Annotated in this window: 22 protein-coding genes; 17 read left to right on the top strand and 5 right to left on the bottom strand. The window is 49.3% G+C overall.

What is annotated here, in order from left to right; genetic code table 11:
* Positions 1-1008: 1008 nt before the first annotated feature.
* Entirely contained in the window at positions 1009-2034 is a 1026-nt protein-coding gene (desA, locus tag IEW70_RS08140; RefSeq protein ID WP_188647433.1) for a Delta(5) desaturase DesA, read from the top strand.
* A 328-nt stretch (positions 2035-2362) separates the two neighbouring features.
* Here desA and IEW70_RS18495 read toward each other — a convergent pair whose 3' ends face one another.
* Complete coding sequence (locus tag IEW70_RS18495; protein ID WP_188647432.1) at positions 2363-2512, bottom strand: IS3 family transposase; 150 nt, start codon at positions 2510-2512, stop codon at positions 2363-2365.
* 140 nt (positions 2513-2652) lie between these two features.
* On the opposite strand from IEW70_RS18495, the gene IEW70_RS08130 reads away from it, so the two are divergent.
* Positions 2653-3183: a hypothetical protein gene (locus IEW70_RS08130; RefSeq protein WP_188647431.1), complete on the top strand. Its 531-nt coding sequence runs from the start codon at positions 2653-2655 to the stop codon at positions 3181-3183.
* 318 nt (positions 3184-3501) lie between these two features.
* Here the strand turns inward: IEW70_RS08130 and IEW70_RS08125 are convergent, their stop codons facing one another.
* On the bottom strand, positions 3502-4125 hold the full coding sequence (locus IEW70_RS08125; protein WP_188647430.1) for a TIGR03943 family putative permease subunit: 624 nt from the start codon (positions 4123-4125) through the stop codon (positions 3502-3504).
* A gap of 472 nt (positions 4126-4597) precedes the next feature.
* On the opposite strand from IEW70_RS08125, the gene IEW70_RS08120 reads away from it, so the two are divergent.
* Both IEW70_RS08120 and IEW70_RS08115 read left to right on the top strand, forming a co-directional pair.
* The gene (locus IEW70_RS08120; protein ID WP_188647429.1) at positions 4598-5575 is read left to right on the top strand and encodes a GMC oxidoreductase; all 978 of its coding nucleotides are present in this window, start codon (positions 4598-4600) and stop codon (positions 5573-5575) included.
* 205 nt (positions 5576-5780) lie between these two features.
* On the top strand, positions 5781-6053 hold the full coding sequence (locus tag IEW70_RS08115) for a YczF family membrane protein (protein WP_188647428.1): 273 nt from the start codon (positions 5781-5783) through the stop codon (positions 6051-6053).
* Here IEW70_RS08115 and IEW70_RS08110 read toward each other — a convergent pair.
* The 3 genes from IEW70_RS08110 to IEW70_RS08100 are packed head-to-tail and all read right to left on the bottom strand — an operon-like array spanning position 5995 to position 9902.
* Positions 5995-7095 carry a GerAB/ArcD/ProY family transporter gene (locus IEW70_RS08110; protein WP_188647427.1) on the bottom strand — a complete coding sequence of 367 codons (1101 nt, stop codon included), beginning with the start codon at positions 7093-7095 and terminating at the stop codon, positions 5995-5997. The two genes, IEW70_RS08115 and IEW70_RS08110, sit on opposite strands and share 59 nt — an antisense overlap.
* Positions 7096-7102: 7 nt before the next feature.
* A complete protein-coding gene (locus tag IEW70_RS08105) occupies positions 7103-8302 on the bottom strand; it encodes a Ger(x)C family spore germination protein (protein ID WP_188647426.1) in 1200 nt (399 codons plus the stop codon).
* Positions 8292-9902, bottom strand: coding sequence for a spore germination protein (locus tag IEW70_RS08100; RefSeq protein ID WP_188647425.1), 1611 nt, complete (start codon positions 9900-9902; stop codon positions 8292-8294). The genes IEW70_RS08105 and IEW70_RS08100 overlap by 11 nt, the downstream gene beginning before the upstream one ends.
* A gap of 704 nt (positions 9903-10606) precedes the next feature.
* On the opposite strand from IEW70_RS08100, the gene IEW70_RS08095 reads away from it, so the two are divergent.
* The 13 genes from IEW70_RS08095 to fadH all read left to right on the top strand — a co-directional run bounded on the left by IEW70_RS08095 (position 10607) and on the right by fadH (position 22611).
* A complete protein-coding gene (locus IEW70_RS08095) occupies positions 10607-11635 on the top strand; it encodes a LacI family DNA-binding transcriptional regulator (RefSeq protein ID WP_188647424.1) in 1029 nt (342 codons plus the stop codon).
* Positions 11636-11703: 68 nt separating this feature from the next.
* Entirely contained in the window at positions 11704-13476 is a 1773-nt protein-coding gene (locus IEW70_RS08090) for an alpha-amylase family glycosyl hydrolase (protein WP_229751891.1), read from the top strand.
* A 96-nt stretch (positions 13477-13572) separates the two neighbouring features.
* Entirely contained in the window at positions 13573-14895 is a 1323-nt protein-coding gene (locus tag IEW70_RS08085; protein ID WP_188647423.1) for an ABC transporter substrate-binding protein, read from the top strand.
* Positions 14896-14967: 72 nt separating this feature from the next.
* A complete protein-coding gene (locus tag IEW70_RS08080; RefSeq protein WP_188647422.1) occupies positions 14968-15858 on the top strand; it encodes a carbohydrate ABC transporter permease in 891 nt (296 codons plus the stop codon).
* Positions 15852-16694 carry a carbohydrate ABC transporter permease gene (locus IEW70_RS08075; protein WP_188647421.1) on the top strand — a complete coding sequence of 281 codons (843 nt, stop codon included), beginning with the start codon at positions 15852-15854 and terminating at the stop codon, positions 16692-16694. The genes IEW70_RS08080 and IEW70_RS08075 overlap by 7 nt, the downstream gene beginning before the upstream one ends.
* A 151-nt stretch (positions 16695-16845) precedes the next feature.
* A complete protein-coding gene (locus IEW70_RS08070) occupies positions 16846-17901 on the top strand; it encodes a zinc-dependent alcohol dehydrogenase (RefSeq protein WP_188647600.1) in 1056 nt (351 codons plus the stop codon).
* 61 nt (positions 17902-17962) lie between these two features.
* The gene (locus IEW70_RS08065; protein WP_188647420.1) at positions 17963-18760 is read left to right on the top strand and encodes a sugar phosphate isomerase/epimerase family protein; all 798 of its coding nucleotides are present in this window, start codon (positions 17963-17965) and stop codon (positions 18758-18760) included.
* A 168-nt stretch (positions 18761-18928) separates the two neighbouring features.
* Positions 18929-19861, top strand: coding sequence for a DMT family transporter (locus tag IEW70_RS08060; protein WP_188647419.1), 933 nt, complete (start codon positions 18929-18931; stop codon positions 19859-19861).
* A 35-nt stretch (positions 19862-19896) separates the two neighbouring features.
* A complete protein-coding gene (locus tag IEW70_RS08055) occupies positions 19897-20109 on the top strand; it encodes a Rossmann-fold NAD(P)-binding domain-containing protein (protein ID WP_188647418.1) in 213 nt (70 codons plus the stop codon).
* Positions 20110-20156: 47 nt separating this feature from the next.
* On the top strand, positions 20157-20918 hold the full coding sequence (gene fabG, locus IEW70_RS08050) for a 3-oxoacyl-ACP reductase FabG (protein ID WP_188647417.1): 762 nt from the start codon (positions 20157-20159) through the stop codon (positions 20916-20918).
* 55 nt (positions 20919-20973) lie between these two features.
* Positions 20974-21402 carry an FAS1-like dehydratase domain-containing protein gene (locus IEW70_RS08045; protein WP_188647416.1) on the top strand — a complete coding sequence of 143 codons (429 nt, stop codon included), beginning with the start codon at positions 20974-20976 and terminating at the stop codon, positions 21400-21402.
* Positions 21399-21875, top strand: coding sequence for a MaoC/PaaZ C-terminal domain-containing protein (locus IEW70_RS08040; RefSeq protein ID WP_188647415.1), 477 nt, complete (start codon positions 21399-21401; stop codon positions 21873-21875). Before IEW70_RS08045 ends, IEW70_RS08040 begins: the two co-directional genes overlap by 4 nt.
* Complete coding sequence (gene fadH, locus IEW70_RS08035; protein WP_188647414.1) at positions 21841-22611, top strand: 2,4-dienoyl-CoA reductase; 771 nt, start codon at positions 21841-21843, stop codon at positions 22609-22611. Before IEW70_RS08040 ends, fadH begins: the two co-directional genes overlap by 35 nt.
* Positions 22612-22832 lie beyond the last annotated feature (221 nt).

Here is a 22832-nt window from a genome sequence, read left to right as displayed (position 1 = left end):
GAGAAATATCGAGATAATTAGATAGCAACAAGCGGACAGTCCGATAATAAGGTTCAGACGGCGGGCAGCTTCGTGTAAAGACATGGTTACTTCTTGTCCTTTTTCCAATGAAGGAAACCTCCCGTCAATTTTTTACCCAATTTTTCGTCAACCACCCATTCCGATTCCTTCTATTCGACCAAAAATTCCATTTTAAGACAAAAAGAGACTCCATTTCAATTCCTTTACTGGCAAGGGGAGGAGGGATTGCGTTTTTTTTTATATTAAACAGTCCAAAGCCTTGATATCCATTCATGATTTGGTTTTAGAATATTCGAAAAGGGTATATGAGTAAAGCTCGACTGGATTATAACTCGTAACGAATGGCCTTGCAGAGGATAAGGAGTTTGAGGAATGGGTTCGTTTGGCCGCGAAGCATCCTGAGTATTAACACCGAGAAGAAAGGATGATAAGCATGTATGGCGCAATCATGGAAGGGATCAGGTTTCTAGTGGATGTCCTTGAGGTGTCAGCGGTCCTTATGGTAATGGGGATGGTTTCACTGTTCACTTTGGTCTTTTACTTGGAACATGGCAAAAAGAAATTACGATAAGGGCTCCGATCCCCTAAAACAATTTTCAAGGGGCTTTTTGCTTCGGTCCACCATGGAAAGGGGGGAGGGGCATCCCCTAACCTGACGGATATGTATTTCGACGGACTGGGTGTGTCCAGCCGTACGTACATAGGGATGTATCAGGCAAGGAAAGGATCGCGCTCCTTCAACAATTCAAGTAATCGTCGCTTTTTGCCATTGTTTTTTGCCTAACCTCACGGTAACCTGTACATGTTGCGTGTCACAACTTCGATTGGTCATCTTTTCTCTTAACGCCTAGCCGTCTCAACAGCCGATAAAAGGTTTCAGGTCGTTGCATATCTTTTTAGCGTTTGGTTGGATCGTTGTACATGAAAGGGATTCCGTGTGTTTAACAACAATGAAAACTCTATTATTGAATTTGGGAGCGTGATTTTTTGGCGTTAGATCACCATAAGAAGGAAAGCTGGCAGAAAATTATCGCACTTTACGGGAAACCCAGTGTGAAGCGGAGCATTTGGCAAATTATCAACACCTGTGTACCTTTCTTTCTGCTCTGGTACGCTGCGTATTGGAGCCTTGCGGTTTCCTATTGGCTTACCCTAGTGCTGACTTGTCTGGCAGCCGGCTTGTTGATCCGGATTTTCATAATCTTTCACGACTGTTGTCACGGTTCCTTCTTTCCTAACCGGACGGCAAACGAGGTATTAGGAACGCTTACTGGAATTTTAACCTGCTGCCCGTTCTATCAGTGGCGGCACAATCATTCAGTTCATCACGCTACCAGCGGGAACCTGGACCGGGGCGGCACGGGAGACATTTGGACATTGACGGTGGAGGAATATCTGGCATTACCGCCGCTGAAACGACTCGCTTACCGCATGTACCGAAACCCTCTGATTATGTTCGGACTGGGACCTTCCTATATTTTCCTCATTGATTATCGATTTAACAGGAAGGGAGCCAAGATGAAGGAACGGCTGAATACCTACTTGACCAACCTAGGTATAGCTGCTATCGCCGGGTTGCTTTGTTGGACAATCGGCTGGAAAGCGTTCCTATTGGTCCAGGGGCCTATCTTTCTCATTTCGGGTTTAGCCGGCGTCTGGCTCTTCTATGTCCAGCACCAGTTTGAGGGGACCTACTTCGAGAAAGACGAGAAGTGGGATTATGTGGATGCTGCTCTGCGCGGAAGCTCCTTTTATAAATTACCAAAGGTGCTGCATTGGTTCACGGGAAACATTGGCTTCCACCATATTCATCATCTGAGCCCCCGGGTGCCGAACTATTATCTCAAGCTGGCCCATGAAGAGAATACGATATTCCAGGATGTAGTGCCTGTAACGCTTCTGTCCAGCCTTAAATCACTTAAATTCCGCATATGGGACGAGCATCGCAAGAAACTGATGGGGTTCGGGTATATCAAGCGATACTTGAAAGCCCAGAAAGAGAAAGAGCGATAACTTGTAATTCCGGTTAGCATACTTTTGGATTACTCTCTTCACCGTTCCGAGTCAGAACGAACTCTCTTGACAACCGACCTCTTTGCGGACTCTCAGTTGTCAATCCAATGGGTGTTGTTTTGGGGATCAGCGGTTTCGGTTCGGGATTTGCCAGCGAGACGAACGTCCAACAGGCATGGTGCAGACCTCTGGCAAAGAAGTGAGGGACCCTGCAACAGGCCCGTGGGTGAGGCTTGTGAAGTCACGCAAAAACCGCCTTAAACCCTGGATAGAAAAGTGAGCTTACCCCTGTCAAGTAGCCAAATAAAAAGAAGCCGCCATGTGACGGTCAAGCCGTTTCAGCCCGGTAATCCACCGGGCTGAGATGGTTTAATCGGGATTGAAATCGTTGATTATTGTAAAAAACAGCCTGCCGAACCTCTTCGTCCGTGTTGAACGAGTGGAGATTAAGGAATTCAGATTTTAGTGTCCAAAACACGCGTTATCCAGACAATTTCCTTTCCTCGACATCAGCTGCTGTTTTCCTTTATAGATTTTATGGATTCTCTCTCAGGATTGTCGTATACTTTTGTTTAAAGTTAAAATAATAGAAAATTCATTATCCCCAAGAGGTGTTCTATGGAATCATTTTCAATTCAGTCTGCACAAGCCGCAGAATTAAGCAAAGCTTTAGAGGACCTGACAGAGAAGTTGATATCTACAGAAAATCTAGTTCGGTATCGAAACTCTAGATACGCAAAAGGGTCTTACTATAGCATATTATTTAAACCGAAAAACGAAGCAGCTGGTATGACGACAAAAGACGAAGCAGTCGTCAAAGAAGCATCTCCCGAATCTGAAATTATATATCCAGAAGAAAGGATTCGTGCTAAAAGATTCAAAAGAGAATTGAGTTATGAAGAAAAGGTATACATTGAGGAATTGGATCTTAACCAATTAAAACGAGATGTTGCTGAATTACAAAAAATGAAACAAGAGATCCAAGGTGATTTGGCAAAAGGTGTTATTAGAAAGGACTCTTTGATAAGGTTAAATGAAAAGCTGTTATTCCTAGATAAAAATTACGGTCAGATCGCTGCAGTGGCAGTTACTTTAGCTGCAGTCATTAGCGGTATAAAGGATTTTATCGATCTCATTCAGGTGCTTTAGGGATCGTTTAACGGATGGTTGTTTTAAAAACCCCCTTGGCTGACATGGCTCAACCAAGGAGGTTTTCCTTTTTTATAAATAGCGAGCGGAAAAACCAGCCCTTAATGGTTGGAATGAAAGCAAGCGTCGGACAAGGGAGGGTGTAAACCATCTCGTAAGTCCGACAAGTTTTTGGTATCTTTAAGAAACGAACGGAAACTCGTTAAACTACTCGTACCTTAAGAACCGAATCATATAGGGTTGGCAGGAGGAATCAGTCCTGTTGTAAAATGATTCCTGTCGAGTAGCCGATGGAGGCTCAGCAGTAAATAGGGTTTTTTAATAATTTGAGTAGATATAGGGATCTTTCAAAGGTTTAATCTTTTTTACGGAGGAGCTCTTTACCATCGGGACCCGGCTATTTTCCACTTCAGTAAAACCCAGAGTCCCTTCTACTTCAATCCAGGTACCTTCTCTCCACTGATCAGGCTGGGGCACTTTGGCGAAAAAAACCGTGACACTGGCATCAGCGGCACAGCAGGTCATGGCATAACGACCGACGAGGAAAAGATCCTTGGGCATATTGTCTGTCCGATAGACAAAACCGGTAGTCCGGATTTTCTTTCCATTCAAGTGTTCTTCGTGCATTTGAATGGTGGTGAGACGATCGAGATAGTTTTGGCTGTTCAGGGTAATGACCGTTGCTGCCCTTAACTCCTGCTGGATCTTGTTATAGTAGGGGTTGGGGTCGGAGGGGGCAGATTTTGCAGTCTCTTCTGTCAATACCTCTTCCGCATCCGGTTGGTTTTCATCGTCGGCTGAAGGGGGAGATCCTTTCTTGCGTGCCCCCGTCTCTTCCTTGGTCAACACCCGTTGCTGGGATTGCATCGCTTCAGGGGTCAGGTATTGGATTCCTTTTTTGGCGGCTATGGAAGCATCCAGTGCGCTGGGAGGGGTCAGCAAAAACGCCCAGGCGTCCTGCAACCTGTGTAAAACATTTCATTCGTTTCTGCGTGGTGTGAGATTTCTATTGTTGCCGGCGCACTCCAGAACATCACCGCCTAAATGATGCTTCTCCCCGTTCGAGATTAAAAAATGCCTGGTATGTCCCCAGGTGATTCCTTCATAGGATGGTATCGCCGCCAGCCTGTCGTTGCTTTTTGTATCCTATTTGGCTAACGAAATGAGGCTGATAACCAAAGGATGCCTTAAAGGAGGTAGAAGCTTTGAAAGCCGTCGTCGCTGGCCGTGAGGATACTCTTAGAAAAATTGCCGAACAATACGGCGTTCCCATTGACATGCTTCTTTCCCGTCATTCAGAAATCCCTCATCCGGATCAACCCATCCCCGGAAAAATCATTTACATTCCATCTCTTTCCGTTTCTCCCGATACCGACATTCCGATGTGTCCAACCAGCTCTACAACCGGAACTCCATGTTTACACAGACCATGCTCCAACGGCTGTGGGACAACGGGATCCCCGAAGCAATGGAGTTTCCGATGGCCACCGATATGCAACCTATACAATTTGGGGAGATCCATTCCAATGTATTTTTCAGTTCCATCGATTTTATCGCCAGAGCCCTCAATGTGAAAGCCTTTGATTTGGCCGTAAATGCCCGTGCGGTAAAAGTTCTGGTTCAGGACGGGAAATGCGCCGGTATTCGGGTGATGTCCCCGGAGAAAAAATCATATGATCTAAAGGCAAACCATGTGATTGTATCGGCGAGTACCCTGGAAACTCCGCGTCTGCTGTTAAACTCGGGAATAAAAGGAAAGGCGATCGGCCACTACCTTAAAATCAACACTTTTGTGGAGGCCCACGGCACTGTCGGTCGAAGTTCATTTCCGGAAGTATTGGGTACACTGGGTATTCTCATTCCACAAACAAACGAGAGACCTTATCAAATCCAATTTTACGGACCGCTGGAATATTTTTATTATCAAGCGTCGACTAAAATTTTACAAAATGAGCTGTTTGTTCGGATCCTGGGATTCGGGGTGATTGAATCCAATGATGAGAACCGTATTTCTTTGGATCCTTCGCGGCTGGATGAATTTGGAGTGCCGAGATTGGACATCCGGTTCAATTATAGTGAAAAAGATAAGCGGATTATTCGAGAAATGGCGGCGGGGGTGGAAAGAGCTGCTTCGATCATGGGGCTTCGTCTGATTTCTCCCAAACAAGGAGAACCGCCCATATGTCTGCGAGAAACGGGAATCGACTACCATGAACAAGGGACGTGCCGGATGGGAAACGATCCGGAAACCTCCGCCACCAACAAGTATGGACAGGTTCACGGGATCAAGGGCCTTTATGTCGCTGACAACAGCGTCATTCCCTCGACCGGTGCCGCCAATCCGACCTTAACCACTGGTTGCTTTGGCCATTCGGACCGCCGATTATATTGATAATAAGTATGTTCTAGGTGATCCAGCAAAAAAAACTGCGGATTGACTGGGCTGTATGAACAGTAAACCGAATGAAAAATTACAAAACAACATTGCTGAATAGTCCTCCTTCCTATTCTATCGTAGACTCGGACAATTAGGAATAAAAGCGATAGATAACCAAATAATAAAGGGCACTAAAACCCGTTATGGAGGACATGTGAAGATGAAAATGTTGGCAATTTACGTGTTTCTCTTTGTTTCTGCTATTTCCGTCACGATCTTGATGGATCTTGTCCTCGGCATGGACTTGTCCGTCGTATTGGCCAAGTTGAAACACACCACTAGAGTCATGGAACCGGTGGAAAAACTCATTCTGTGGGGGCTCGTGGGGATGCTAATCGTCGACCCGGTTCTTGCCTGGATCCGATCAAGACAATCTAACCAGTCCCCGCAGCGCCCTTGCGATGACGGAACAGGGAAACCGCCAACAAAATGAGCGGGATCCCCGTTTGGAACGGAAGGTGGAGATAAATGGGGACTATCGCTAATCCTTCTTTGAAATGTTCCACAAAATCATCTGCGATGATGATGGACAGAAAGAGGATGGTCATTCCCATAGGGTACACCAAACGGTTTTTATGTACTTTGGTCAAATCCGCCAAGCCGATTAACGCTGCGTAAAAAAAGATCGCGATCTTAAAAAAACCCACGATGATCAAGATCAACACGGCGATGACATCCAAGTTCTGGAAAATTTCCGCGATGTTCACCTTGCCAATCATGGTCAGCAGGGGAAAGGTGGATCGGTCGGCAATGTCGGCTCCCAATACGGCCGTCGTGATGATAGAGGTCACACATAAGATGGCGCCGCTGAAAACCATCCCCGATAAACCGACCTTCACCCTCGACTTGGGCCGGTTTAGATATGGAAACAACATCATGAATACGATCATTTCCCCGAAAGGAAAGGTGAACGTCTGCAGAGCAGTCTTTAAGACGGGTGTCCATCCTTCTTCCAATACGGGACGCAATTGCGCCAGATCAACAAGGCCGGAGAACAATAGCAGTAGCGCTCCGAAAGCAGACACCAGCAGATACGCGAGCAGGAACATTTCCCCTAGTCTTCCCAACACTTCGACCCCCAGATAGAGGACATAGATGATTACCAGGATCATCAGGGTCATAATCACCAAGAACGGCGTCTGATCTAAGGTGGAGAGGAAGGAGAGGATGCCGAAATCCAAAAGGATCCTCGCCCCGACATACATGAAATAGACGACATACAGATAGCCCAGTAGCGTACCGACCGGCTTGCCGAGAACCTTTTGAGCAATACCCGTGATGGGAAGATCCGGATAACGCCGAAACAGGGCGCTGTAAAAGAGAAACAGCAGGACGCCTCCGGCCAGGCCGACCAAGATGGTCAACCAGGCGTCTTGTTTGGCCGCCGTCCCCATGCCGATCACCAGAGTACTACCCAATTCGAACAATACGATCAGGGAAAAGAACTGCAAGAAATCGAGTTTCGCTTTTTCCACGGATGTTTCACCCCTTTTGAATGGTCATGGGTTGTTTGATTCGGTTCGTATGCCGGATTAAAGCCTTTACTTCAACATCCACATCGGTGTTGGCGAACTGACGGTCCCAGTCCTTTTTGATTTTCTTCCAGGTTTTCGGATCGGCCCGGCGAATAACCTCTCCGAACCCGAAGATGTCGCTTCGTTGCTTTTGTGCCGTGTTCACAGTTGCTTCCACTTCCTTTTTGATGACTTTTTCCATCTGTTTTTCCAAGCGGGTGATTTCTTCCGGATTATTCAAATCGATGGGGCAATGAACCTCCTCCATTTGAGCTTCTGGTTCGATCGTGATCCGGATCTTCGGTTTTCCCCTTTCGGGTTCCGCTTGAACACGGGTTTTCGAACGAAAAACCTCGACAACATTTGTCTTTTTCTCTTTGCGGCAAGTGAGATTGATGGCGGTGCCTCGGATTTTGTCCCGGATCCACAACAAGCCGCGGGCTTCGCTACCTTTTATCCAGTGGGTCAGCCGATCCCCCTTGAACATGGCGACCCCACTGATGATGGGATAGGTTGGCGTTTTCGTATTCGTCACATTGTCTATCTTGCTCCCTTCCTCCGGTTTTCCGACCACGAAGACCCCGCTGATGGCCGGGTCCCGTCCCTCGCTTGCCAGCGCCTTAACCACCTCTTGGATATCGACCTCGATGTTTTCTCCCCACCGTTCTTCCGTCCTCTCCATGCTCTTCGTCAAACTGAGTGCCGGAATTTTGGTGACGGGGGTGAGCGTGTTGAGAACGGTCTCCGCTTTCCCTTTGGCGATGAGCATGATTGTGTTAAGACGCAATTCGTTGTCCCGTTGGAAGATATCCAACGGATCTCCGATCCCCTCCCTTGCCATTGCTTCCCCGATCACCAACAGGCGCGTGTGGGCAACAAACATTCTCCGCGATATTTTCCGCGAGGCTTTACGGGCCGCTTCCAAGAACGTCGGTCCCGTCCCGGAAAACGTGCGTACCGCAACGGCCTGACCGCTTCCCCCTGATTGTTGTGGGGCCACACCTGAGGGATTGACTTCTTGGAAGGTGACCCGGTACAACCCTGGCCTCACCTTGTCTACGCTCAGGGCGATGATAACCGCCAGTTCTTCCAATTCTATCCGATTCCAGCAACCCGTGGTCAATAGGACCAGGGTTAGAACGATTGGGATCAGCCGTTTACTTTTCATTTCCTTCACCTTCCGTTGGCTTATCCGGCGGGGAAGGACGCAAATCCTTCTCCATGCGGGTCATGTTTTTTTGACTAATCAACCGGGGGCGCGTGATTAAGGACCACCACGGGAAACGGAACACGGTATCTTTTTGGTCCGAAAAGACAAACGGTGCAAGGGGAGATAAATAGGGAACGCCAAAGGAACGCAAGCTGCTTAAGTGCGCCAGCACTACGATCAAGAGCAATGCGATGCCGAACAGACCGAAGGAAGCCCCCACCAACATGAACAGAAATCGCAACAAGCGAGCGGTTATCGCCAAATTATAGGAGGGTGCCGAAAAGCTGGCGATTGCCGTAATCGCCACGACGATGACCATCGCCGGGGAGACCAAACCGGCCCGAACCGCCGCCTCTCCCAATACAATCGCCCCGACAATGGAAACGGCCTGTCCTACGGGTCGAGGCAAGCGAATCCCCGCTTCCCGCAATATTTCAAACATGAGTTCCATGATCAAGGCTTCCACAAAAGCGGGAAAAGGAATTCCCTCCCGTTGGGCCACCAAGGTAATCAAGAAGGTGGTTGGAATCATGGCATGATGAAACGTAGTCGCCGCGATATAGAGGGAAGGGGTCAACAAAGAAAGCAGAAACGCCCCATACCTTACGAACCGCAAAAAACCAGATATCCAGTAATTTTGATAGTAGTCCTCCGTTGTTTGGAAGAATTGATTCAGCAAAGCCGGGACCACCAAAGCGAAGGGGGTTCCGTCTACCAGGATCGCGACGCGGCCTTCCAACAGATTGCCGGCGATCACATCCGGCCGTTCCGTCATATACAAGGTGGGAAAAAGAGAAAATGCCGAATCCCGGATCATCTCTTCAATGTAACCGGATTCCAAAATACTGTCGATCTGAATCCTTTCCAGGCGATTTTTTACTTCCCGTACGATTTTCTCGTCGACAATCCCTTTGATATACATAAGCGAAACGTCTGTCTGAGTCACTTTGCCGATCCGCATCGTTTCCAACCAGAGATTGGGGCTTTTGACCCGGCGCCGGACCAGGGCAGTGTTGGTACGGATGGATTCAGTGAAGCTGTCCCGGGGACCCCGGATGACAACTTGGGAGGTCGGCTCGTCGATCGGCCTTTTTTCGCCTCCCTTTGTCCCGCAACTGATGGCTTCGTCCCACCCATCCATCAGGATGACGGTTTCGCCGCACAGGATGGACAGGATCAAACCGTTCCAATCCCTGGTTATCTTCACTTCGCCCACTGCCAGCCCGTTTTCTTGGACCCGATCGAAAGCGGTTTTGCGGGAAATCGTTTGCCGGTCATCTCTGGATTCCAGCATTAAGGACTTCATAATGAAATCGCCGACCATGTTGTTATCGACAAGACCGTCGATGTACACTGCCGCAAACCGGATTTTCCGCTCGCCGTCCCATTCGAATTCCCGGACGACGAGATCCGTACTGTGACCGAGTTCTTCGCGGATTTTGTTCAGGTTTTTTTGCAAGTCGTGGAACAGCGGGCTGGATTCTTCATGGAAGACTTGACCTCGTTGATCCTTTCCCTTCTTCTTTTTTCGACGCTTTTGGCGTTCAAAAGGCCGCACTTTGCCCCCTCCCCATGCAAAGGATTCGAGCTTATCTTCTGCTCGAAGCCGGTTCTTTAAACATTCATCTCACAACTGTCTATAAGGGGAGGATCAAAACATGCGGGGCATGTCATACGTACAAAAGTGTGAACAGGAATGTATAAAGCTGAGGGTAGACAAGGGGAGAGGGGCCTGTGAATATTCCAAAGGGTGACCAAACACTTTGAGAGGCAAAAAGGAAGGTGCTTAAGGAGATGGATAAGTGATCGGGAGGTGAATGCCGACGGGTCGGCAACCGGAAAAAACGATCAAGGGAAATATGGGACGAATGGGAGGCCGAATCTATCCCCCGTTTGCCCCTAAAGGGGGCGAGTGATTGTGATCTTGCTCCGGAGGAATGAGGGTTTGGTTTACTTACTCCAAAAGACTTTGAAAAATGGGTGGATTGTGATATTATATCCAAAGAACAAAAACGTTTTTGGTTGAAAGCGTTATCGTTTCTTCAAAACCTATTGCACAGGGAAAGGTTGGTAGTAGTAACGAAGACCTTCTCTCAACTTTTTTCGCCCGTTGTGAAGACGGCTTTCGTAATCAGATAGCGCTGGAAGCGTTGGAACAGTCCGGGTTAACCTTTCCAAAGTGGGATCCTCACAGATGGATACATCAGTTGACGAGATTTCCGAAAACGTTTTTGAATTATTCTTTTAAAAAGGTGAACGTACATGTCCTCCATTAAGGAAATTGCCAAAAAAGCCGGTGTATCGGTGTCCACAGTATCTCGGGCGTTAAATAATTATACGGACGTGAATCAAAACACACGTAAAAAAATCATCCAAATTGCCCAAGAGCTCAATTATTTCCCCAGTGCAGTAGCCAGAAGTCTCGTCACGAAACGCTCTTATACGATTGGTCTGTTTTTTGGCGACCAGGTAAATTCCGGTTTTGACCATCCATTCTTCCTGGAAGTCTTATCCGCAGTGAGAAAAGTGGCGGGTGATGCAGGATACGACCTGCTGATTTTCACCAACCTCCACAAGAAAAAAGCGACCTATACAACGCTTTGTCGAGAGCGAGGTGTGGACGGTCTTTTCCTCATTCTGACCGGCGACGGAAAAAGAAAAAACGAACAGTTGATTGAGCTGCAGGAAAGCGGCATCCCGTGTGTCGCCATCGATTTACCTTTGGACGGCGAACGTTGTTCCTATGTGGAGTCGAATAATTTTTTGGGAGCGAAAAAAGCCGTCTCCTACCTGATCAAACTTGGACATCGAAAAATCGCTTTAATCGGCGGGGATGAAGTCGGGAAAGTGAGTTTTGACCGCCTCAATGGTTACCGGGCGGCGTTAATCGAAGCCGGCCTGGAATACGATCCGCAACTGGTCCGCTACGGTTGCTATTCCGCGGATCAGGCGAAGGAAGCGACCGAAGCCCTTGTTTCAGAGAATCGCGATGTGACGGCCATATTGGCGGTGAGTGATGTGATGGCGATCGGCGCGATCCAGCGGCTTACCGAGCTCGGGTGGTCTGTTCCGGATGATATTTCCGTTGTCGGGTTTGACGATATCCGTGAAGCTTCAACGAACAAGCCTTCCCTCACGACGGTCCGCCAATGTAAATACGAAATGGGCAGTGAAGCGATCCGGTTGCTGATGAAAACGATTGAAGATGTTTCCTATCGGCCGTCTCCCGTCGTCATTCCCTGCGAATTGATCGTACGGGATTCCACCGCTCCACCTCGGTTTCAAAAATGATGAGCCAGTTCATCCAAACCTATCGAATTCAAATGAAATCTACTTCAAAAAAATGAGATACGGGTGATATGATGATCGACCTCAACAGAATTCACGGGATAAAAGAAAGCGTCGAAGAAAAATTGAACCGGATATATGGAAGTGAGAAAGGTCCAAAGATCACAGAACGGGTCATCCGGCTGATGGAAAAATACAAGGACGTGAAGGGGCCGACGAAACAGTGGGTCGATCAGCAGGATGTGATGCTTATTACTTACGGAGATTCCATTCGGGAACAAGGAAAGGCCCCTCTACAAACGTTGCATGGGTTTTTAAAGGAGTATGCCTCCGATATTCTCAATGCGGTTCATATTCTTCCGTTTTATCCTTATTCTTCAGATGACGGATTTTCCGTCATTGACTATACCCAAGTAAATTCCGAATTGGGGGACTGGGGGGATATTCAAAGGTTTTCCGCCGATTTCGACCTGATGTTCGACGGTGTGATCAACCATATCTCCCAACAAAGTGAATGGTTTCAGCGATATCGGAAAGGGGACCCCGAATTTAGTAGCTTTTTTATCGAAGCGGACCCGGACGAAGATTATAGCATGGTTACTCGTCCCCGGGCGCGGCCTCTTTTGACCCCTTTCGATACGAAGCAGGGACGGAAGTATTTATGGACCACCTTCAGCGAAGATCAGATCGATTTAAATTATCAAAACGAACATGTCTTTTTAGCCGTTCTGGAGGTGTTGCTCTTTTACGTGAAACAAGGAATGCGCTTTCTGCGCTTGGATGCCGTAGGCTACCTGTGGAAGGAATGGGGGAGTCCATGTATCCACTTACCCCAGACCCACCTACTCGTCCAAGTCATTCGGGAGATCTTGGAGACGGTGGCGCCGGGGACGATCATCATTACGGAAACCAATGTGCCACATCAAGAAAATATTCGTTATTTCGGCAACGGACACAACGAGGCCCACATGATCTACCAATTTCCGCTGCCGCCTCTGACGCTGTACACCTTCCACAAAGGCGATGCGAAGCACTTGTCCTCCTGGGCCGCTTCCTTGGAACCGACAACAGATGATACGACCTATTTCAATTTCTTGGCTTCCCATGACGGCATCGGGGTCCGGCCGGTGGAGAGCATACTGACGGAGGAAGAAGTGCGGGAAATGGCCGATAAAGTACGGGAACACGGAGGTTTCGTTTCCTATAAGGACAACGGGGATGGCACGCAAAGCCCTTATGAATTAAACATTAATTACCTGGATGCATTGTCCCATCCAGACGATCCCGTGGATCTAAAAGTGAAACGCTTTATGGCGGCTCAGGCCATTCTTCTTTCGGTGGTGGGTGTACCCGGCGTTTACATCCACAGCCTGCTCGGGTCGAGGAACGACCTCAAAGGTGTCGAAAAATCGGGAAGATTCCGTTCCATTAACCGCGAAAAGCTGGACCGTAAAGAATTGGAGAGGGAACTGCGCGACGAAACTTCTCTACGTCATCAGGTTTTCGTTCGGTATAAAGAACTGTTGAACATCCGGAGAAGGGAAAAAGCCTTCCATCCCAACGCCATGCAGAATGTTCTGTTTTTAGACGACCGGGTTTTCTCCATTGTTCGTACCTCGACGGACCGGTCGGAACAAATCCTTGTCTGCATCAATGTAGCCAATCAGCCGATATCGATCCGCATTCCCGATCTGCCGGCGGAATACGAATGGAAAAACCTCTTTACAGGGGAACCGGTGTCAACACGCTACGGGAACCGGGAAGTTTCCTTGGCTCCCTATCAGGTGCTGTGGATCAAGGGGAAACGGATAGGATATGGGTCCCATTCATGGCCTTCCCTGTGAAATCCTAACTTCTGGGATTCGTTGAAGCAGATCCATGGACGGATATATTTTTTAGGTGTTTTCAAAAACGTTTTTGGAAGAAAAGGGGTGTTATCCATGAAAAGAGCGGGCTTGCTCACACTCAGCGTGGCTTTCCTCTTTTCGACGCTGACAACAGGGTGTATGGCCGGGAATGAAAGCGGTAACAAGGTGGAGATCCAGTACTGGCACACCCAAACCGAAGAAGACCGGGTCAAGCAGATCGACCGGTTGATCACCGATTTTGAAAAAAAGCATCCCCATATCGACGTCAAACAAGTCCAAACGCCGGAAGGCGATTTTCCGGCCAAAATTTCCGCATCTCTCGCAGCCAACCACATGCCTGCCATCATTGAGGGAAGCGTGGCCCAGATCCAGCAACTGAGCAACGAAGATGTGTGGGATACCCAAATCAATAAAGAAATCATCGAGGGCATCGGCAAAAATGATTTCTACGACGGCGCTCTCAACATGGTAAAAACGCCCGACGGCAAAGGTTATTACGGCGTGCCTCTCCACGGATGGGTTCAGGGAATTTGGTACCGCAAGGACTTATTTAAGGAAAAGGGGCTTCAACCGCCGACCACGTGGGAGAACATCTTAAAAGCGGCCAAAGCTTTCCATAACCCCGGCAAAAACCGATACGGCATCGTCACGGGGACGAAAAAAGACGATTTTACGGAACAGACCTTCAGCCAGTTCGCCTTATCCAACGGGGCTTATGTCTTTGATAAGAAAGGAAACGTTCATTTCAACAACCGCCGGATGGTGGAAGCGTTGGCGTATTATAAAAAACTTGTCCGTTATACTCCGCCCGGATCGGAAACATGGCGGGACGCCCGAGACCTGTACCTAAACGAACGTACACCGATGATGATGTATTCCAGCTATATCATGACAGACCTGGTCAACGAATCAAAAAACGGGGAACTGGCGAAAAAAACCGCATTGGCGACGCCGATTCGGCATACCAACAAGGCTACTTTCGGCATCGTGACAGCCCTGAGCGTCGTCTCCATCGTGAGCGACGAAGAAAAGCAAGCGGCAAAAGAGTTTATCCAGTACTTGATGAAAAAGGAGACGAATATCAAATATATGCACATGGCGCCGGGTGGAAATAATCCCGCCAGAAAGTCAGTCGCGAAGGATCCGCAGTATTTGGACAACCAGGTGCTTCGCTCCTTCGGGGGACGTGCATCGCAGATCGCGGCGGGGATGGAGGATTTGAAACAGTTCGGGTTCCGCGACGGCAAGTTAAACCCGCACATGGGGGACATCTCGGCCCAATTCATCATTGGGGAAGCAGTCAGCGAAATGATCGAAAACAATTGGTCCCCCGAATACACGGCAAAATGGGCAGAGAAGGAGATCAAAAAGGTTGTCGAGAGCAGCGAAAGGTGAACGGCTTGTCGTAATTGTTGCGAGTAATGGTCAATAGCCTGAACCAAATCAGTCCAAAAGGAGTTTTCCATCATGAGACATAAGGCGCAAGCGGGAAAATCTGCGTTGAAAGCGAATGAAGCGCGGCTGGGATACCTGCTGATCGCCCCCACCGTCCTTCTCATCGCTGTTGTCATCATTTATCCCGTTTTTTATAACCTTTGGTTGAGTTTTCACCAGGTTACCCTCAACCCGTTTAAATCCGATATCTTCATCGGATTCGGCAACTATACCAACATCCTGACCGACCCCGAGTTTTGGGATTCGTTCCGGCTATCCGTCATCTATACGGCGGCGACCGTGGTCGGGGCCACCATCGCGGGGCTGGGGGTGGCCTTGCTCCTAAACCGGAAGTTTAAGGGACGGGGTCTTGTCCGGGGGGTGATGCTGCTGCCTTACGTCGCCCCGATCATCTCCCTGGTCTTCGTCTGGCAATACCTGTTTCACCCCGAATACGGGATGGTCAATTATGTTCTGGTCGATCTGTTGGGCGTGCTCCCCCGCAAGGTGGACTGGGTTGATTCGCCGCAATATGCCTTGTGGATGGTGATATTCTTTGATATCTGGCATTTGTTCCCCTTTGCCTTTTTGATGATCCTAGCTAAATTGCAATCCATTCCAGATTCCCTCTATGAAGCGGCTGAAGTAGATGGGGCCGGCACCTGGAAAAAGTTTTGGCACATCACATTGCCCGAACTCCAGTTTATCCTAGGTTCCCTCGTCATCCTGCGCTGGATCTGGAACTTCAATAAGTTTGATGAGATCTACCTGCTGACCACCCAGGTCAACGTGGTACCCGTCTATGCTTATGAAACGGCTTTTCGTTCCTTTCAGCACGGGTTGGCCGCCTCCATCACGGCTACTTTGTTCGTCTTCAGTATGATCCTGGTGCTATTTACCATAAAGAAGGTGTTAAAATGGTAACCCGCAGCCCTTTTGTCAACCGCATCATCTTTTACTCTCTGTTGACGATGACGGTGGTCACGACCGTTTTCCCCTTCCTCGTGATGCTCAGTTCTTCATTCAAAACATCGGAGGATCAACTAACCATTCCACCGCAATTGATCCCCCAGCATATCACCTGGGAACATTTCAGAGATGTGTTGGACCCGGATGTATTCCCTTTTCTCCTCTATTTCAAAAATAGTTTGACCGTCTCCCTGATCACGGCCGGGCTGTCCATTCTTATCGGAACGCTGGGTGCGTACAGCTTTGCCCGGTTGCAATACAAGGGCCGCTCGGTCATTCAAAAGATGGTCTTGATCATCTACATGTTCTCGGGGGTGTTGCTCGTCGTCCCCCTGTTTCAGATGGTGGCCAAGGTTGATCTTTACGATACCAAAATATCTCTGATCGTAACGTATCTGGTTTTAACCTTGCCGGTCTCCCTGTATATGCTGGGAAACTACTTTCGAACGATACCTGAGGCGCTGGAGGAAGCCGCTTTACTCGACGGATTAAACCGATTTCAGGTGATTTACAAGGTAGTACTGCCTCTGTCGACCCCGGCGATCGTCACAGTGTTTATCTACGTGTTCATGATCGCCTGGAACGAGTATATGTTCGCTTCTGTCTTTATCACTTCGGAAGAAAACATGACCTTACCTCTGGGGTTGAGTAAATTGTTCTTCACCAAGCATTACATCTGGGGCCGGATGATGGCCGCTTCTCTGTTGACAGCTCTCCCGATCGTTGCCTTGTTCATGTTGCTTGAGAAGTATATTGCCGGCGGGTTGACGGTTGGTGGAGTGAAGGAGTAAAAACGCAAAGTGCCGGGGACGGATGGCACTGGGACCCAAATGCCCGTTTGACGAAAAAACAGCGGATGGGTCATTTCGTTCCCTCATCGCGGCTTAAACGATGATCTCCGGGTTGCCCCGGCTTATCATGAATGTTGGAGGGATTTTGATGTTGAAGCAACTCGTGGCCGTTGCACCACATGAGGCGGCAATCCTAGAGTATGAAGATCATCCGGTTGGACAAAACCAGATCAAAGTCAAGGTGGAGTATGCCGCTCCGAAACATGGATCGGAACTGGCCGAATTTCGTGGGGTAAGTCCGCATACAACCGAAAAGTACGATCCGGAGTGGCGTACATTTTTGAAGAGACAAGAGAATGACACATACGAGATCCATTTCGGCAAATGGAACCTGGGGAATCAATGGGTAGGTACAGTCATTGAGGTGGGCTCAGAGGTGACGGAATACGTCATTGGCGAGCGCGTATGCGGGTACGGAGGAATCCGTGAGACCCATATCGTCGACGCCGTCGACAATCCCCGTCTGCGAAAGGTTCCCGACTCGATGTCGTGGAAAAACGCCCTTTGTTTCGACCCGGCCCAGTTTGCCTTGGGTGGGGTACGCGACAGCGGGTTGCGGGCGGGAGACCGCGTTGCCGTGATCGGGCTGGGGGCGATCGGGCAGATTGCCGCCCAAATGGCTAAGGTTGCGGGTGCCGATTACGTGGCGGTCGTCGACCCGATCCAACGGAGAAGAGAAGCAGCGTTACGCATCGGTGCCGACGAGGCTTTCGATCCGTTGCAGCAGGATGTGGGGCTGGAATTGAAAAAACGGACGGGAAAGCTGGGCGTCGACGTCGTTATCGAAACAAGTGCCAATGAACAGGCCCTGCAGCAGTCGCTCCGCGGACTCGCCTACGGGGGCACCATCGCCTACGTAGGCTGGGCTCGGGCCTTCAAGGGCGGATTGGATTTGGGACGCGAAGCCCACTTCAACTACGGCAAGGTGATCTTTTCGCGGGCGTGCAGCGAACCCAACCCGGATTACCCTCGCTGGGACCGACACAGAATCGAGGACGTCGCTTGGGATTGGTTGAAGACCCACCGGATCGACTGCGAGCACATCATTGATCTGGTCATTCCTTTTGCGGAGTCGGCACAGGGATACTGCGAGTACGTGGACCGTCACCCCGAAAAAAGCATTAAGTTAGGAATCGCATTTTGTTAATCAGTACATGGGGGACAAAGATAAAATCTAGTCAATTTTTAGGGTTAACGGGGGAGAATAAATGAAACTTGCGGTACAGGACAATTCCTTCTTCGGAAACCGCTTTGAGGAAAAACTAACCCGGATCCGATCCTTAGGGTTTGAGGGATTAGAGGTAAACGGAGAGGATTTGATCGAGCGGTTTGACGAAATCAAACGAGCCGTACGATTTACCGGAGTTCCCATATCCTCGGTCTGCGGTGGATACCGTGGCTGGATCGGGGACTTTAACCAAGAGAGAAGAAAACAAGCGATCCATGATATCAGCGAAATCATGACACGAGCGGGGGAGATCGGTGCGACAGGAGTTGTCGTCCCTGCCGCCTATGGGATGTTCTCCAAACGGCTACCACCTTTTACACCCCCGCGGAGCGAAGAAGAGGATAAGGAAGTATTGTTGGAATCTCTCACAAAAATTGAACAAAGCGCGCAACAGGCGGGTACCCTTCTCCTGTTGGAACCGCTGAACCGGTATGAAGATCACATGCTGAACCGTTTGTCCGACGCCGCCGCGTTGATTGCAGAAGGCGGATTTTCGGCGGTGAAAATTATTGCGGACTTTTTCCACATGAATATCGAAGAGTCGAATATTCCAGAGAGTATTCATAGAGCAAAAGACCTGATTTACCATGTCCATCTGGCCGACAGCCACCGCTATCAACCCGGTACGGCTCACCTTGATTTCGTTTCCGGGATTCGCGCCTTAAAAGAAATCGGATTCGATAGGTATATGGCACTCGAGTGTCGGATCATTGGAGATCCGGCAGATGCCTATCCGCAAACTGTACACTATCTGAGATCCTGTATAGATCAGGCATAGGACCGGAAAGTTAAACGATTTAAGGGACCATCCCGAAATCGGGACATAACGTATGCTTGATAATTAGCCACTCATGGGGGTGGCTTTATTTTTCAAATTGCTTGATCCGGACAAAAATACAATGATAGTATTTCGATAAACGAAACTATTTGATAGGGAGTCCTGCCGATGGCAATACCGACTCGTATGCGTTCTTTTTTTATGATTGCGTTTTTGGTATTGGTTTGGGGGCTGTGTTGGCCTGTTTACAAGGCCTCACTAGACTTTACGCCGCCTATTTTGTTTGCAGGGATGCGAACGTTACTAGGAGGTTTGGGTCTGGCGATCATTGCGATTCCCAGATACCGCCGTATTCGTTTTCGGAGGAATTGGCATATCTATTTTATTGCCGCTTTTCTGAATTCCATCGTGTTTTTCGGGGGGCAGACCGTCGGGCTCACCTATCTTCCGGCTGGCTTGTTTTCTGTGATCGTGTACCTTCAACCGGTCCTTGTGGGGATTTTTGCCTGGCTGTGGTTAGGGGAGGCTCTCACATCCGTTAAACTGCTGGGGCTGTTATTGGGGTTCTTGGGTGTATTGGCCGCCGGTCTGAACGGGTTCCTTGGAAATGCTTCAGTGATAGGGGTTGTGCTGGCCCTGATCACTGCCGCCGGTTGGGCATTGGGAACGGTCTATTTTAAAAAAATAGGAGACCGAGTGGATTCCCTGTGGTTAATTGCCTTCCAATGTCTCCTTGGCGGTGCCGCCATGACCATCGCGGGCTTCACCGTGGAAAACCCCGCGGAAATCGTGTGGAACAACGGGATTTATTGGTCCGGACTCGTATTTGGGGCAGCCTTTGGGATCTCGTCGGCATGGATCGTTTATTTTACATTGGTTCAGGCCGGGGAAGCCAGTCAGGTGGCGTCGTTTACATTTCTCGTACCGATGATTTCCGTTTTGGTAAGCGTGGTCTTCCTTGGAGAATCGTTTACCCTGGATTTATTAATGGGTATGTTCTTCATTGTTCTCAGTATCTATTTGGTCAACCGAAATCTCAAGCGAAGTCCCTTTCCAGATGCAGTTCCCGGTGATCTGATGGAAAAGAAGGGGAGTAACTGAATCCCTCATAACAGGAAAGGGCCCCATACGACATTTTGGTTAAGTGCATTGCTCCCTGGCTTATTTTGGCGGAAGGATCGGAAGAGGTGCTCGTTCCGACTCCGACAATAAAGAAAGAATTGGAACGGAACATTCCGGTGGGGCGGCTCGGAATGCCGGAAGACTTGCTTTACCTCGGCACGGAGGCTTCCTCCTATGCGACAGGGGAAACGATCAAGGTTTTGGGTGAAGGAACGGGTCGAATCTAGGGAGAATCAATCCATTGACGAATTTTTGCTGTGGGGGGAGAAAAAACATGGCACGATTAAAAGGAAGGGTTGCTTTGGTCACTGGTGCCAGCCGGGGAATCGGCAAAGGGATCGCCCAGCGTTTTGCCCAAGAGGGAGCAAAAATATGCTTGGCAGACGTGAGCGAGGACCCATTGCGGGCAGCGGAGAAGGAATTAAAGGAACAGGAATTGGAAGTTATCGCTATAAAAACCGACGTGACCGATCGAAATCAAGTGGAGAACACCGTAAACGAGATCGTACAAAAATGGGGACGCTTGGACATTCTCGTCAACAATGCCGGCATTATTCGCGACAACTTGTTGTTCAAAATGACGGACGATGATTGGAACCACGTGTTGAACGTCCATTTGACGGGTTCCTTTTTGTGCAGCCGTGCCGTACAAAAACACATGGTGGAGCAAAACTACGGGCGTATCATTAACCTGTCCTCCACATCGGCGCTCGGTAACCGCGGACAAGCCAATTATTCGGCGGCGAAAGCCGGTTTACAGGGTTTTACAAAGACGTTGGCGATCGAGCTGGGGAAATTCGGGATTACTTGTAATGCGATTGCTCCGGGATTCATTGAAACGGACATGACCAAGGCGACGGCAGCCAGAATCGGAGTGGATTTTGAAGCGTTCGTCGAAGCAGCCCGGCAACAGATTCCCGTAGGTCGCACCGGAAAGCCGGAAGATATTGCTCATGCGGCATTGTTCTTTGCTTCGGAGGAATCGTCGTTTGTCAACGGACAAGTTCTATATGTCGCCGGCGGGCCGAAGGCGTAGCTATCGGCGTCCCGTTCAATAAGGGTCCAAAATCCAACCATGGCGGGGTGGGCATATGTGGTCGAATTTGATTGGGAGCCGTTCAAACGGGGAAGTGAATGTGGTGGAATCGGGGGCGGTCCGGAAGTTCGCCGAAGCGATCGGCGATTTCCATTACATGAAAGAGAATCCGTACGGTAAACGGGTGGCTCCGCCTACGTTTCCCATTACCTTTCGTTATGGCTCTATCGAAGGGCTTGAGTTGCCGGAAAGCGGTCTGATTCATGGTGATCAGCGTTTTGAATACAACCGGCCGCTGTTTGTTGGCGAAGAGGTGTTTTGTACCCTCGTATTGAAGGATGCCTTTGAGAAAGAGGGAAAAAGTGGGCCGCTGTATTTCCTCATCTTTGAACGAATCGGGGAGGATCGAGAGGGGAAGCGGATTTTTATCGCCAGCTCGACCGTCATTGTGACGGAAGCGGTCCGAAAGGAGATGAACGCATGACTCGTCAGCTGCCCGTTCAATGGGAAATAGGGGAGGCGTTGGAGCCCATCACTTTCCCGCCGGTGACGCGTTTGGAACTCATCCGATACGCGGGGGCATCGGGCGACTTCAATCCCATTCACACGATCGACGAAGCGGCGGAAAAGGCGGGCTTGCCGGGGGTCATCGCCCACGGCATGCTCACCATGGCGAAACTCTCACGATGGTTCTCCCCCTATCTGGAATACGGTTTTGTGCAAAACTTTTATACACGGTTTACTGGCATGGTGTTTGTCGGCGATGTCATCACGATTGGCGGCAAAGTAGTAGGTAAAGAAGAAAGAGACTCGGCCATTGCTTACAAGTTTGACGTGTTTGCCCGCAATCAAAAGGAAGAGAATGTTGCCCTGGGGAAACTTACGTTTTTGGTTTCATCGGAGGCAGAGGAGGTGAATTACGGTGAAAGACAAAGTAGTGATCGTCACAGGCGGTAGTAGTGGCATGGGAAAAGCGATGGCCAAAACATTTGCAGCGGAAGGGGCACGGGTAGTCATTACAGGGAGATCGGCGGAACGGTTGGAAGCAGCAAAAGAAGAGATCGAACAGTTTGATGGGCAGGTTTTGGATGTGCAGATGGATGTGCGCGATCCGGAAAAAGTTCAGTATACGGTAAATGAGACGAAAAGGGTTTTTGGCCGGATGGATCACCTCGTCAACAATGCGGCGGGCAATTTTATCTGTCCGGCGGAAGACCTGTCCATCAATGGGTGGAATGCGGTTGTCAACATTGTTCTTAACGGGACGTGGTATTGTTCCCAGGCGGTTGGCAGAGAATGGATCAAGAATGGACAGAAGGGCCGGATCATTAACATCCTCGCAACATACGCATGGGGAGCCGGTGTGGGAGTCATTCACTCGGCGTGCGCCAAAGCAGGCGTGTTGGCGATGACAAGAACGCTGGCTGTCGAATGGGGGACAAAGTACGGAATCAGGGTCAACGCGATTGCACCGGGGCCTGTTTCGGACACGGGCGGTCAGGAGCGGTTGTTTCAATCGGAAGAAGCTTATCGACGAACGGTGGAGACCGTTCCGATCGGCCGTCTGGGACAACCTAAGGAAATCGCCCATGCAGCGAAATTTCTCCTCTCCCCGGAAGCGGATTATATCAACGGAGAATGTTTAACGGTGGACGGCGGGCAGTGGTTGAACGGCCGGAAATCCTTTATCTAGAATGTGACACCCATGGAGCTTCTGATAGAGTGCTTAGCTGAAATAGGGGGAAAAACCGCCGGGAAAGCCTTGACGAAAGTATATTTAAACTGGAACAGCCAGCGGAATCCATTCGAGGAGAAATAGAATCCATCAAATGTTCCCCGTCGGAAAAAGGGAGAAAACCATAATCCTTCCACCTGGAATGGAAGAAATTTCAGGATGAGGACAGATGCCTATTG

The sequence above is a fragment of the Marinithermofilum abyssi genome, assembly GCF_014641195.1.
In the GTDB taxonomy this organism is placed as follows: Bacteria; Bacillota; Bacilli; order Thermoactinomycetales; family DSM-45169; genus Marinithermofilum; species Marinithermofilum abyssi.
Note: the sequence above shows the minus strand (reverse complement) of the source record. Positions and strands in the feature narration are given on the sequence as shown.